Origin of the sequence: Limnospira platensis NIES-39 (assembly GCF_026000695.1) — a bacterium.
Classification (GTDB): Bacteria; Cyanobacteriota; Cyanobacteriia; order Cyanobacteriales; family Microcoleaceae; genus Limnospira; species Limnospira platensis.
In genome coordinates this window covers 162,005-174,457 of sequence record NZ_AP026945.1, presented here as the reverse complement: position 1 = coordinate 174,457, position 12,453 = coordinate 162,005, and the positions used below count along the sequence as shown (strand labels likewise).

Genomic DNA, 12,453 nt, shown 5'->3' with positions numbered 1-12,453 from the left:
GAAGCTATGAACTCTCAAACTACCTGGGAAAATTTGGTAATTAATCAAACCGGAGAGGTGCGTGACTGGGTGAAAAGGAAATTAATTGAATCGGAAAATATGGCATCTTATACCCGTCCGATTCGGAATTTTGAACGGGATGATTGGGAAAATGCCACAGTTGTCGATGTGGAAACTATCGCCTCTGAGGTGGTAGATAATAAACCAGAAAGGTTATGGCGCAAGGTGAATGGCTGGTTTAAAACAGCTAGTGATATTTTGTGGCCGGCAATCTAAAATATAATCAAATGCTTGTTGAGAGGCTGGTTAATGCAAGACAAAAAAGGATCTAACTTTTTGGGTCGGTTTGGCGGTTATGCGATCGCCATTGTGTTGAGTGTAGGGTTAACTTTAGGATTCCTGCGATTGTTTCCTGATTGGTTAACCCCTGTAGCCCAGGCGACCATTAAGCAGGAGGTGGTAAGGGGGTCAACTACCCCACCGGAAACGGTGGCGCTTGTCCCCCAAAGGGTCGGAAATTTTGTTTCCGATGCTGTCAATCGTGTGGGTCCGGCGGTGGTGCGATTGGATACAGAAAGGACTGTTTCTACTAATATTCCTCAACCTTTTTTTGATGATCCATTTTTCCGGCGTTTCTTCGGGGAAGATATGCCACAATTTCCCCGGGAATATCAACAACGGGGACAAGGTTCGGGTTTTATTGTGGACAGTAATGGCATGATTTTAACTAACGCCCATGTGGTCAGAGGTGCGGATAAAGTTACTGTCACGCTGCGAGATGGCCGCGAATTTCAAGGAGAAGTTAAGGGGGCTGATGAGCCTTCTGACTTAGCTGTGGTTAAGATTAATGGCAATAATTTACCTGTGGCTAAGTTGGGTAATTCGGCGGAAGTACAGGTGGGAGATTGGGCGATCGCTGTTGGTAATCCCCTGGGATTAGATAACACGGTGACTTTAGGAATTGTTAGCACTTTAAACCGTCCTAGTTCTCAGGTAGGAATCCCTGATAAACGCCTAGAATTTATCCAAACTGATGCAGCTATTAACCCTGGTAATTCGGGGGGACCCTTGTTAAATGAACAAGGGGAAGTAATTGGCATAAATACAGCGATTCGCGCCGATGGTCAAGGGATTGGTTTTGCCATTCCTATTGATACGGCTAAGGCTATTAAAGACAATTTAGCCAGGGGTGAAAGAATCCCTCATCCGTTTATTGGTATTCGGATGATTACTTTAACGCCAGAATTAGCTAAGGAATTTAATAGTGATCCTAACTCGATGGTGATGATTCCTGAAATTGAGGGAGTTTTGGTAGTGCAGGTTATTCCTGACAGTCCAGCCGCCAACGCCGGTTTACGTCGCGGTGATGTGGTGACTAAAATTGATGGTAAATCCATTACTCAAACAGACCAACTACAGAAGGTTGTCGAAAAAGCCCAAATTGGGAAGCCTTTAAGACTGGAAGTTAGGCGGGGAAATGCTACGGAACAAATCGCGGTGCGTCCTGGGGAACTACAGGATGCTAATGTGAGTCGGTAACACTGGGGCTATTCCCTAAGTTGATAATTCTGAAAGTGGCGATCGGGTAATGATTACGCGATCGCTACTTTTCGTGTTTTATAATAAAATCATCACATTAGCTGGGTTTATGAATAATGCTACCAAAATTCAAAAGACGACTTTTCCTCATTTTAGAAGTCTGGACTATCCATGATTCATTTAGTAAGATTTTCGATTTTTTTATTATTATTTTAATCGTCCTCAATGTCATCGCAGTTTCTTTAGCTACTGTGGCTGATTTTAGACAAAGATATTATGTTTTATTCCAAAACTTTGAATATTTTTCCATTGCTTCCTTTACCATCGAATATATTTTGAGGCTGTGGTCTTGTACAATCGATGAACATTATAAGCATCCATTTTGGGGACGAATTAAATATATGTTAACCCCTTTGGCTTTAATTGATTTAATAGCAGTTTTACCCTTTTTCTTGCCGATGATGATTCCCGATATGAGGGCGGCGCGTTTATTTAGATTAATTCGATTTTTGCGGTTTTTTAAATTAACTAGATATATGAAATCATTAAACATGATTAAAAGTGTTTTAAACAATAAAAAAGAAGAGTTAATCATGACCCTAGGAATGGTGATAATTTTGTTGTTTTTCTCCGGGAGTCTCATCTATTTTTTGGAAAATGAAGCCCAACCGGAACAGTTTGCTAATATTCCCTTAGCCATGTGGTGGGCGGTAGTGACATTAACCACCGTGGGATATGGTGATGTTTATCCCATTACCCCCTGGGGGAGATTATTGGGGGCGGTTCTAGCCATCACTGGTATTGGTATTATTGCACTTCCCGCAGGTATTATCGCCTCTGGCTTTGCGGAGGTAATTGAGGAAAGAAAAGCCCAAAAATATGAAGTCACCAGATTTATATGCCCCCACTGTGGTAAAATGATTAATAGTAATGACCTCAAAAATGCCCGTCATCGAATCAAAAAAGAGGAGATTATAGAAGAATGGGACTAGAAAGAAGAATGTCTAGGCAAATGTTTGACCCCACCGAAGTGGTGGAACTGCGCCAGATCTGTTTTACCCCTAATCGCATTTGGGAAGCCGGACAATATATGGTGGGTGAGTTGCCAGATATTGCCTTTGATATGGGATTAGTCGAAAGGCTGCCTCCTGTGCGTGGCAATAGTGCGGATATCGATACTATTAACCCCTCTGAACATTTATTCCCCGATTAAAAAATACGAGTTATGGTTAAAGATGCTTATGGGTGGATGCAGCGATCGCTTAATACTATTCACCAGGCTAATTGGTATCGTTCCGTTACACCCATTACGAGTCTTCCCGGTCCGATAATTACTGTAAATGGGCGAGAAATGCTCAATTTTGCGAGTAATGATTATTTAGGTTTAGCAGGAGATAAACGTCTAATAGAAGCCGCCATGAACGCGACCAGTGAGTGGGGAACAGGAACCACCGGCTCGCGACTTTTAACCGGACATCGGGAATTACACAGACAGCTAGAATTGGCGATCGCTCACCTGAAAAATACCGAAGATGCCATAGTTTTTAGTTCCGGTTATTTAGCTAATATTGGCACTATTAGCGCCATAGTTAATCAGCGAGATATCATTCTCTCTGATGAGTATAACCACTCCAGTTTAAAGATGGGGGCAAAACTCAGCGGTGCGACCGTTTTTAACTATCCCCACAACGACATTAATCACCTAACCAACCTGTTAAAAAATCATCGCCACCAATACCGCAGAAGTCTAATTATAACCGACACTCTGTTTAGCATGGATGGCGATTTATGCCCCCTACCACAATTAGTAGAACTCGCCCAAGATTTTGATAGTATGTTATTAGTCGATGAAGCCCACGCTACCGGAGTTTTTGGAAACACTGGCGCGGGTTGTGTCGAATACTTCGATTTAACCGGGACTCCCCTGTTACAAATGGGAACCCTAAGTAAGGCTTTAGGAAGTCTGGGAGGTTATGTAGCAGGTTCAGCCACAGCCATTGATTTTTTGCGAAACCGCGCCCCTAGTTGGATTTATACAACGGGTTTAACTCCAGCGGATACAGCAGCCGCTTTAACAGCAGTTAAAATTGTGCAACAAGAACCCCACCGACGCGCCCAATTATGGGAAAATGTGGCAACTATTCAGCAAAAATTAGGGAATATTGATAATTCTGAAAATCCCAATTTTTCCGGCTTTACCAGTTTTACTTCCCCGATTTTATGCTACCACCTAAAAAATGCAGCGATCGCTTTACAGGTAGCCCAAAAATTACAACAGCAGGGAATTTTTGCCCCCGCTATTCGCCCCCCCACCGTCACCACCAGCCGCCTGCGGATTTCCTTAATGGCAACCCATGAACCAGAACATATTGACAGATTGATAGAGTTTATGATGGCAATTTAAACGATTATCTGTTAAACTAATTAATGGCTAAATAGGAGTTAATGATGAGTAAGATTATTTTAATTACTGGAGTCAGTCGAGGTTTAGGTAGAGTTTTGACCGAGAGTTTTATTAATTTAGGGCATACCGTTATTGGTTGCGCCCGTTCCCCGGAACCCATAGACCTACTGAACCAACAATATGGAAAACCCCATGATTTTCAAGTAGTTAATGTCGAAGACCATCAATCAGTCGAAAATTGGGTTAACCACCTATTAAAAAATTATCCTGCCCCCGATATAGTTATTAATAACGCCGCCATTATTAATCCACTTGCGCCCCTGTGGGAAGTGCCACCCCATGAATTTAATCAGGTAATTGATGTCAATATTAAAGGAGTAGCAAATGTTATCCGTTATCTAGTCCCCGCCATGATTAAACGGGGTAGCGGTATCATCATTAACCTGAGTTCCGGTTGGGGGCGATCTACTTCTCCCCAGGTAGCCACCTATTGTACCTCAAAATGGGCGATCGAAGGGTTAACCCAAGCCCTCGCCCAGGAACTTCCCCCAGGGTTAGCAGCCATTCCCATGAGTCCGGGAATTATTCACACAGATATGTTAGAAATTTGTTATGGAGAAGATGCAGCCGCTTTTACTTCCCCACAGGAATGGGTGAAAAAAGCAGTTCCTTTTATTCTAGGACTGAGCCCCAAAAAAAATGGGGTTCCCGTAACTGTCCCCAATTAAATTATCAGCCATTTCCTTGAGTAATTATCAACCCATTGAGAACCTAAAATCGTGAAATATTCCCGCCCCTATTTAATCAAACTTATCCCCATAATTGGCATAACTGCCCTATTAAGTAGTTGTGCCAACAGTACCCTAGGAGACTCCTTACAACAATCTTTAGAAGCAGATCCACAACTGCAAGAAAATCAACCTTTTCAGGAATCTACTGATACCGAAAATCAGCAAATTTCCCCCCCGGATGATTTTCTCAAATTACCCGCTAATTTCCCCCAAGAAATCGCCATTTATCCCGGTTCCAGCTTACAAGATGTTACCCTCGCAGCCAGCGATACACAAAAAACTTCAACAGTTTGGGGAACCACCGACTCCATTGATTTAGTCAAAACCTACTATCAAAATAGATTGACATCAGATGGCTGGGAAATAGTTAGCAATAGCGACCAAGAAAGTGATGGTTTGTTGGTGGCGACTAAACAGGATTTACAGGTAACAATTAACCTGCAATTGGAGCAAGTATTAGAGGGAAAAACTAAGTTTTCTATAGACTATTCTCGCGACCCACAAGCGATCGCTTCTCAACCCGAAACTACCCCCTCCGAGTCCCCAGAGTCTCCTGACCCTACAGCTACCACTTCAAGTCCTACCCCAGAATCTGAAACTACTCCCACCCCTACCCCCACCACTTCTACAACTAGCGACATTCCCCAGGAATTAAAACAGTTTGCCATGGATGTCGCCCAAATAGGTATTTTTGAGCAAAATTTTCCTAATCCTAATCAAGCTATTACCAGGGGAGAATTTGCCCGCGCTTTAGTCCAAGCTAACAATAAAATTTATGCTGATATTCCCGGTAGACAAATTCGTTTAGCCATTTCTAGTAGTCAACCTGTATTTACCGATGTTCCCGCGAATCATCCCTATTTTTCCGAAATTCAAGGACTAGCTGAAGCTGGATTAATTCCTAGTTCTTTATCAGGGGATTCTACCGCCGTGCAATTCCGCCCAGATGCACCCTTAACCCGCGAGTATTTAATCCTTTGGAAAGTGCCCTTAGATACTCGCCAAGGCTTACCCCAAGGGACTGTAGATGCCGTTGAACAACGTTGGGGATTTCAGGATGCCTCGAAAATTAATAGTAATGCAATCAGGGCAATTTTAGCAGATTTTGATAACGGAGATAATGCTAATATTCGGCGCGTGTTTGGATTTACTACCCTATTTCAACCGCAAAAAACTGTCACTAGGGCGGAAGCAGCGACAGCTTTATGGTATTTTGGATTTCAAGGAGATGGACGAACCGTTAGAGAGATTTTAGAAGTTAATCAGACACCCGTTAGTTAAGCAGTTTTTTTGTTATGTGGAAACCAGAACTATTAGCCCCAGCCAAGAATTTAGAAAGATTACAAGTTGCTATTACCTATGGCGCAGATGCTGTCTATCTGGGCGGTCAAAATTATGGATTGCGGGCTAGGGCTGATAATTTTAGCCCCGAAGAATTACAGAGAGGTGTTACATTTGCTCATCAACAGGGTGCTAAAGTTTATGTAACTTTAAACGCTTTCCTTCATGATGAAGATTTTAGCGAATTTGGGGATTATTGTCAACTATTAGAACAGCTCAATGTGGATGCAGTCATTGTCTCCGATTTGGGAGTTATGCGAGTTATTAAAAACTGTTCTAATCTGAAAATTCACCTATCAACTCAGGCTTCCTGTTTAAATGGATATGCAGCGAGACTCTGGACGAGATTTGGGGTCGATCGCCTAATTTTAGGTAGGGAAGTTAGCATCCCCGAAGCTGGTCAAATTCGGGCTAAATTCTCAGCCGAAAATCCCCAGAAAGCGCCCTTAGAAATAGAGATGTTTATTCATGGGGCGATGTGTATGGCATATTCTGGACATTGTACCATTTCTAATTATACCGCCGGACGGGATTCTAACCGAGGTGGATGTATTCAATCCTGTCGCCTTCCTTATCAACTATCTTCTGAGGCTTCCCCAATTACCTTTATGTCCTCCAAAGATTTGTGGGGTATCTATCAGGTGGGTGATTTTTTCAAACATCACATTTGTTCCCTAAAAATTGAAGGACGGATGAAATCATCCTTTTATGTAGCGATGACTTGTAAAGCCTATCGTCGGGCGATTGATGCTTATTCTCAAGGTGAGTTAACCCCGGAATTATTGCAGGAAATAGCGGCAGATTTACAGTCAATTCCCCATAGGGATTATTTTTCTGGTTCCCTAGAAACGGCGGCGGGTGATGGTTCGGTTTTTGAGCAAGCCGCCGGAAATAATACCGGAACTCATGATTATTTAGGGATGGTTTTAGATACGACTGAAGAGGCGATCGCTATCAAATTGGTAGAACCTTTATCTGTGGGAGATAAAGTCGAGTTTATCCTTCCTCATAGTCAGCCCATTAATTATCAAGTTAATCGCTTATTTTCCGTCGTGGGTGAGGAGATTAATTGTATGCGAAAAGATGGGATTGTTTGTATCCCCAAAGTCCCCAAATTGGCGCAAGTTAACCAACTGCATTTGCTGAGATTATCTCCATCTAAAGTGGAAATAACAGCCCCATACTCTATGGTTACTGGTAGTTAATTAGGGAATAATTGATGCTATTTAATACTTTTGTGGGTAGTTTAGAGGACTTAGATAGATGCGCTAGGGTAGCTAATTTAGGGGAGGTTTTATTAGAACCTTTTTTATTGGCTAGACAGGGAAAGTTAACCGAGCCAGAGGCGTTTTTTCTGGCGGAAGAGGCGAAAAAGCGGGGGTTGCGTCCGGTTTTGGTCTGGGATATTTTAATGACCGAAGGGGTGATGATGCAAATTGTCGATCGCCTCTGTTATTGGGATCTCCTAAATTTTGCCGCTATTCGAGTATGTGATCCTGGCGCGGCGGAATGGTTAATGGTTCATTATCCCCAATTACCTATTCAGTTAATTGTAGAGACAGGAAATCATAATTTTGAGGCGTTAATAGGATGGTGTCAACTGTTCGCTGGATGTTTAGAACGTCTGATTTTATCAACTGAAATTCCCGAAAATAAGTTAATTGAATATTGCCAGAAATTACCTGTACCCTGTGAAGTATTGGGGGTGGGGAGAATTTTGCTTTTTTACTCACCCCGATCGCTATTAGCTGAACATATATCAGAGGAGAATAATCAAGGTTTTATTGAAGTGAAAGCTATGGCTGAAGAAAATGGCGATCGCCCCCTTCCTGCGGTAGAAACTCACCAGGGAACTTTTCTATTTTTAGATAAAGATTGGTTTATTTTAGATCAACTAGAGGGACTAGAAAAGGCGGGTTTACATAGCCTGCGCCTAGACCTCAGACACTTCGGAAAAAATGGTAATTTAGCCCCAGATATTGACCAGATATGTGAGCAGATTTTCACCGACCCAGTAACCCTTAAAAAAAATTGGCAGACCGAAGCGCGATCGCCATTTTTTAAAGCTAATCGCACCACCTCTATTTTCTCCCGAATGAAGTCAAAATCCAAAATTTCCCATTATCGCAATGATTCATGTGTCGCCGAAGTTTTGGGGGGAGAAAGTGGTAAATATATCGTTTTCCAAGTCCTACGTCCTTTTGATATCTCCGAAATTAATCAAGTGGTAATTCCCACCGGAGAAAAAGTTGATATTCCTGAAACTGTGACATTTAAAAATCTCCAAGGAGACCCAATCAAAAAAGGCGATCGTGACCAAATTATCATCACCGACTGGATTAAAAAAGTTACCCCAGGTAGTTTAATTTTACGCAATTAATCCTAGGTATGGTCAGCCATAAATTTCAGTTTAAACAGTTTACCATTTTTCAGGATCGCTGTGGGATGAAAGTCGGCACAGACGGGGTAATATTAGGAACCTGGACAGATGTAAAATCTGTCGATAATATCTTAGATATTGGGACGGGAAGCGGATTAATTGCTTTAATCTTAGCCCAACGTTCACCAGCGAAAATTGATGCTGTAGAAATTGATAGAGATGCTTATATACAAGCCAGTGAAAATATAGCTAATTCCCCTTGGCGATCGCGCCTAAAAATTCATCATAATTCTATCCAACAATATGCGGATTTCTGTGATATACAATACGATTTAATCATTTCTAATCCCCCCTTTTTTGCCAATGCTTATAAACCCAATAATCATCAAATAGCCCTCGCCAAACATAGCGACAGCCTCTCCCAGCTAGATATTTTACAAGTAACGACCAAATTATTAAAACCCACCGGGAAACTAGCAATAATTTATCCCACAGCAGCCGCCATCAACTTTCAAGACATAGCCCCAACCTTCGGATTATATTGCGATCGTCAATTGTTAATCAAACCCACAGCCACACATTCCGTTAAACGCATCATTATGGAATTAAGCAAACATCAAAAACCCTGCCAGACACACACCTTAATAATTGAAAAATACCGACACATTTACAGTGATGAATTTATCGCATTAATCCGTGATTTTTATTTGAAATATTGAAGTCTCTAATTATCATTATATGAATAGTAAGATAACTCATGGTATAATTAGAGCAAGGTTGTCAATTCCTGGGGTTATCAACATGGTAAAAATACTCGATATTTCCGTTGGTCTACACTCCCAACTCCCCACTTGGCCAGGAGGTTTAAACTTTCAACTAGAGTCTACCAAAACCATTGACCAACATGGGGTAAATGTTTCTAAAATGGCAAGCAGCGTTCATGTGGGAACCCATGTAGATGCTCCCTCTCATTTTATTGATGGTGGTCCTACTGTTGAACAACTATCATTAGAGACGTTAATCGGGCGGGCTTTAGTAATTTCAGTGGCTGATGTTACCGCAATTACTGCTAATTTATTAAATCAATTAAACATCCCCAAAGACACGGAAAGAATCTTATTTAAAACTGCTAATTCTCAGCTTTGGGAGCGAGGAATATCGGAATTTAAACAAGATTATGTTGCCTTAACTGCTGATGCAGCCCAATGGGTGGTTGATGCTGGTATTCAATTAGTCGGTGTTGATTATCTGTCAGTTCAAAGGTTTAATGATAGTCCCTTAACTCATGAAATATTACTGACTGCAGGAGTGGTTATTTTAGAAGGCATTAATTTAGCGGAAATTGCACCTGGAGAATATCAGTTAATTTGTCTACCTTTAAAAATTATCGGGTCAGAGGGTGCGCCAGCTAGGGCGGTTTTATTGCCATATAACTGTAGCAATGGCTAAGATACCAAAACTGATAATTATTAGCCCAGATACTCGATTAACCCATTGAAAAATAGTAGAATTTAAGCGATCGCGAAATAATTCAATGAACCCCACCAACAGTAACCACCAGAGGGCGGAACCCCAAAATACTCCTAACACTAACAACGTGGCATCAAAATAGTTATTGGTTTCCCCTAAACCCAAGCCAGAAAAAATAGCAATAAACCCTAAAATAGTCATGGGATTAGTGAGAGTTAATAAAAAGGTGGAAGCATAAGCACCGAGTTTATGGTTAATTTTAGCAGACTCATTAGCTGGCTTATCCCCAAAAATTTTGCAGCCCAAATAGCATAAAAATAAACCGCCCAATATTCTTAATAATGTTTGTTGACCCAGGAGTAAACTAGAAATTGCTGTGAGTCCAAAACCAGCCATAAAGCCATAAATTGCATCAGCAGTAGCCGCCCCCAAACCGGACACTAAGCCAACTATTTTACCTTGAGTCAGAGACCTCCTAATACACAAAATTCCAATGGGTCCAATGGGGGCAGCAATGGAGAAGCCAATAACTAAACCTTTAGCCAAAAACATAAGATTCATCTGGGTATTTGATGGTTGAACTATTACATGATATTATCAAATTTATCAATTTCTGAAATTATCAGTAATGTCTGTTACCGTCATTATTGATGTTGGGGAGGCAGGTTGGTTGTAAAATATGATTGTATGACCCGATATGGAAAATTAAATTATGACTAACTTCTGGGATACAGAACTTTATCTAAGTTCCGACAAAGACCAACTATTTGAACAGGAAACCTGGCCAAAACCTTTTACTTTTAATGAAGATGTGGTGCGGGTTTTTGATGATATGGTTTCCCGTTCGGTTCCCCTATATAAAGAAGTGGTTGCCTGTGCGGTACAATGGACTAAAGCCTATTATCAACCTGGTACTAAAATTATTGATGTGGGTTGTTCAACGGGGACGTTTTTAGAGTTACTGGGGCGATTTTTAAAAACACCTGCTACCCTAGTTGGTATTGACAACTCGGAACCTATGTTAGCGAAAGCTAAGGAAAAGTTATCAGGTTTAGAAGACACCCACCACATAGAGTTAATCTGTGAAAGTGCGGGAAATAGTAGTTTTGAAAATAGCAGTATTGTGGTGATGAATTATACCCTACAATTTCTGCCGGTTCACCAGAGACAACAGGTTTTAAATGCGGTTTATGAAGGGTTAGTGCCGGGTGGTTTATTATTCCTGAGTGAAAAATTACGATCGCCTTATCCCCAATTCCAGGAAACCATGACCCGCCATTATGAAGCCTTTAAAACCAGAAACGGCTATGCGACAAATGAGATTGAACGCAAAAAGGAAGCCCTAGAAAATGTCTTAATTCCCCTCACTCAAATGCAACAGGTAGCCATGCTGCATGACAGTGGATTTGCGGCGGTGGATTCCTTATTAAAGTTTCACAATTTCACCTCATTTATTGCTATCAAATAACCCCCAATGACCCTTGGCTAATTATTGATGGAAAATTGACAGCGAATAAGGATTGTTATATGTACCATGCTGATGATTATTTGGCTGCCTATGATATCGACATTAACCGTGATGGGATTCAGCAACAGCGCCAATATGCTTATCCTCGGTTATTTGATGATAAAATAAACCGGTATAGAGAAGCAGTAGAAGCAGTTGAGGATATCCAAACTCAATGGTTTGACTTGTCGGGTTCGGTGGTGAAAATCGGACGCTTGGGGGAACTTTCCGCAGACCAGCAACGGCGGTTTGAGGCGACATTAAAAACTTTTTGCCCCTGGAAAAAAGGGCCTTTTGAATTATTTGGAACCCTGATAGATGCGGAATGGCGATCGCATTTAAAATGGGAGAGAATTACCCCCCATATTCAGCCCCTAAAACAGCGAAAAGTAGCGGATATTGGCTGCCATAATGGTTATTATATGTTTCGCATGGCAGACCAGCAACCCGATTGTGTAATTGGCTTTGAACCCTACGCCAAACACTTTTGGAACTTCCAACTAATGCAAAACCTAGTCCGTCAGTCAAACCTACATTTTGAATTATTAGGAGTCGAACATATAGATTATTATCCCCAATTTTTCGATACCATTTTCTGCTTAGGTATTCTCTATCACCACACCGACCCCATTGGTTTATTGAGAAAAATGCGGCAAGCCTTAGCGCCAAAAGGAGAAATCATCATCGACTGTCAGGGTATCCCCGGAGAAAAAGCGATCGCCCTCACCCCTCGCCAACGCTACGCCAACGCCAAAGGAATTTGGTTTCTCCCCACCCAGTCCTGTTTAGAAACCTGGATGATTAGGGCAGGATTTACTAAAGTTCGCTGTATTTTCGCTTCACCTTTATCAGTAGAAGAACAACGGCGGACTACCTGGGCTAATATCGACAGTTTACAGGAGTTTCTCAACCCCGAAAATCCCCAAGAAACCATGGAAGGATACCCCGCCCCGTGGAGATATTATGCGATCGCCCAACGGGGGTAATTACTGCCAACCGCTATGATTAGGGGCGAGTTTAG

The 12,453-nt window shown here is 41.7% G+C and carries 14 protein-coding genes; 13 read left to right on the top strand and 1 reads right to left on the bottom strand.

What is annotated here, in order from left to right:
- Positions 1-6: 6 nt before the first annotated feature.
- The 11 genes from N39L_RS00885 to N39L_RS00835 all read left to right on the top strand — a co-directional run bounded on the left by N39L_RS00885 (position 7) and on the right by N39L_RS00835 (position 9,904).
- On the top strand, positions 7-276 hold the full coding sequence (locus N39L_RS00885; protein ID WP_006618849.1) for a hypothetical protein: 270 nt from the start codon (positions 7-9) through the stop codon (positions 274-276).
- 33 nt (positions 277-309) lie between these two features.
- On the top strand, positions 310-1,539 hold the full coding sequence (locus N39L_RS00880; RefSeq protein ID WP_006618850.1) for an HhoA/HhoB/HtrA family serine endopeptidase: 1,230 nt from the start codon (positions 310-312) through the stop codon (positions 1,537-1,539).
- Positions 1,540-1,655: 116 nt separating this feature from the next.
- The gene (locus tag N39L_RS00875; RefSeq protein WP_006618851.1) at positions 1,656-2,531 is read left to right on the top strand and encodes an ion transporter; all 876 of its coding nucleotides are present in this window, start codon (positions 1,656-1,658) and stop codon (positions 2,529-2,531) included.
- Complete coding sequence (locus N39L_RS00870) at positions 2,522-2,752, top strand: hypothetical protein (RefSeq protein WP_006618852.1); 231 nt, start codon at positions 2,522-2,524, stop codon at positions 2,750-2,752. Before N39L_RS00875 ends, N39L_RS00870 begins: the two co-directional genes overlap by 10 nt.
- A 12-nt stretch (positions 2,753-2,764) precedes the next feature.
- Positions 2,765-3,943 carry an 8-amino-7-oxononanoate synthase gene (gene bioF, locus N39L_RS00865; RefSeq protein WP_014273991.1) on the top strand — a complete coding sequence of 393 codons (1,179 nt, stop codon included), beginning with the start codon at positions 2,765-2,767 and terminating at the stop codon, positions 3,941-3,943.
- 44 nt (positions 3,944-3,987) lie between these two features.
- Positions 3,988-4,671, top strand: a complete 684-nt coding sequence (locus N39L_RS00860; protein WP_006617575.1) for an SDR family oxidoreductase — start codon at positions 3,988-3,990, stop codon at positions 4,669-4,671.
- Between the two features lie 51 nt (positions 4,672-4,722).
- Positions 4,723-6,015: an S-layer homology domain-containing protein gene (locus N39L_RS00855; protein WP_014273989.1), complete on the top strand. Its 1,293-nt coding sequence runs from the start codon at positions 4,723-4,725 to the stop codon at positions 6,013-6,015.
- Positions 6,016-6,029: 14 nt separating this feature from the next.
- Complete coding sequence (locus N39L_RS00850) at positions 6,030-7,280, top strand: peptidase U32 family protein (RefSeq protein ID WP_006617577.1); 1,251 nt, start codon at positions 6,030-6,032, stop codon at positions 7,278-7,280.
- A 14-nt stretch (positions 7,281-7,294) separates the two neighbouring features.
- Entirely contained in the window at positions 7,295-8,455 is a 1,161-nt protein-coding gene (locus N39L_RS00845) for a U32 family peptidase (protein ID WP_006617578.1), read from the top strand.
- Between the two features lie 8 nt (positions 8,456-8,463).
- On the top strand, positions 8,464-9,174 hold the full coding sequence (locus N39L_RS00840; RefSeq protein WP_006617579.1) for a tRNA1(Val) (adenine(37)-N6)-methyltransferase: 711 nt from the start codon (positions 8,464-8,466) through the stop codon (positions 9,172-9,174).
- Positions 9,175-9,256: 82 nt separating this feature from the next.
- The gene (locus tag N39L_RS00835) at positions 9,257-9,904 is read left to right on the top strand and encodes a cyclase family protein (protein ID WP_014273988.1); all 648 of its coding nucleotides are present in this window, start codon (positions 9,257-9,259) and stop codon (positions 9,902-9,904) included.
- Here N39L_RS00835 and N39L_RS00830 read toward each other — a convergent pair.
- Positions 9,875-10,486 (bottom strand): LysE family translocator, encoded by a 612-nt coding sequence (locus tag N39L_RS00830; RefSeq protein ID WP_014273987.1) that lies wholly within the window; start codon positions 10,484-10,486, stop codon positions 9,875-9,877. The genes N39L_RS00835 and N39L_RS00830 overlap by 30 nt on opposite strands.
- A gap of 151 nt (positions 10,487-10,637) precedes the next feature.
- On the opposite strand from N39L_RS00830, the gene cmoA reads away from it, so the two are divergent.
- Both cmoA and cmoB read left to right on the top strand, forming a co-directional pair.
- A complete protein-coding gene (gene cmoA, locus N39L_RS00825) occupies positions 10,638-11,393 on the top strand; it encodes a carboxy-S-adenosyl-L-methionine synthase CmoA (protein WP_006617582.1) in 756 nt (251 codons plus the stop codon).
- Between the two features lie 59 nt (positions 11,394-11,452).
- Positions 11,453-12,418, top strand: a complete 966-nt coding sequence (gene cmoB / locus N39L_RS00820; RefSeq protein WP_006617583.1) for a tRNA 5-methoxyuridine(34)/uridine 5-oxyacetic acid(34) synthase CmoB — start codon at positions 11,453-11,455, stop codon at positions 12,416-12,418.
- The last annotated feature ends 35 nt before the right edge of the window (positions 12,419-12,453 follow it).

What these genes read in the sequence shown, in the direction of transcription:
- bioF (WP_014273991.1), top strand. Translation starts at nt 2,765, where the DNA reads ATGGTTAAAGATGCTTATGGGTGGATGCAGCGATCGCTTAATACTATT.
- cmoA (WP_006617582.1), top strand. Translation starts at nt 10,638, where the DNA reads ATGACTAACTTCTGGGATACAGAACTTTATCTAAGTTCCGACAAAGAC.
- N39L_RS00860 (WP_006617575.1), top strand. Translation starts at nt 3,988, where the DNA reads ATGAGTAAGATTATTTTAATTACTGGAGTCAGTCGAGGTTTAGGTAGA.
- N39L_RS00845 (WP_006617578.1), top strand. Translation starts at nt 7,295, where the DNA reads ATGCTATTTAATACTTTTGTGGGTAGTTTAGAGGACTTAGATAGATGC.
- N39L_RS00850 (WP_006617577.1), top strand. Translation starts at nt 6,030, where the DNA reads ATGTGGAAACCAGAACTATTAGCCCCAGCCAAGAATTTAGAAAGATTA.
- N39L_RS00880 (WP_006618850.1), top strand. Translation starts at nt 310, where the DNA reads ATGCAAGACAAAAAAGGATCTAACTTTTTGGGTCGGTTTGGCGGTTAT.
- N39L_RS00885 (WP_006618849.1), top strand. Translation starts at nt 7, where the DNA reads ATGAACTCTCAAACTACCTGGGAAAATTTGGTAATTAATCAAACCGGA.
- N39L_RS00875 (WP_006618851.1), top strand. Translation starts at nt 1,656, where the DNA reads ATGCTACCAAAATTCAAAAGACGACTTTTCCTCATTTTAGAAGTCTGG.
- N39L_RS00840 (WP_006617579.1), top strand. Translation starts at nt 8,464, where the DNA reads ATGGTCAGCCATAAATTTCAGTTTAAACAGTTTACCATTTTTCAGGAT.
- cmoB (WP_006617583.1), top strand. Translation starts at nt 11,453, where the DNA reads ATGTACCATGCTGATGATTATTTGGCTGCCTATGATATCGACATTAAC.
- N39L_RS00870 (WP_006618852.1), top strand. Translation starts at nt 2,522, where the DNA reads ATGGGACTAGAAAGAAGAATGTCTAGGCAAATGTTTGACCCCACCGAA.
- N39L_RS00835 (WP_014273988.1), top strand. Translation starts at nt 9,257, where the DNA reads ATGGTAAAAATACTCGATATTTCCGTTGGTCTACACTCCCAACTCCCC.
- N39L_RS00830 (WP_014273987.1), bottom strand. Translation starts at nt 10,486, where the DNA reads ATGAATCTTATGTTTTTGGCTAAAGGTTTAGTTATTGGCTTCTCCATT.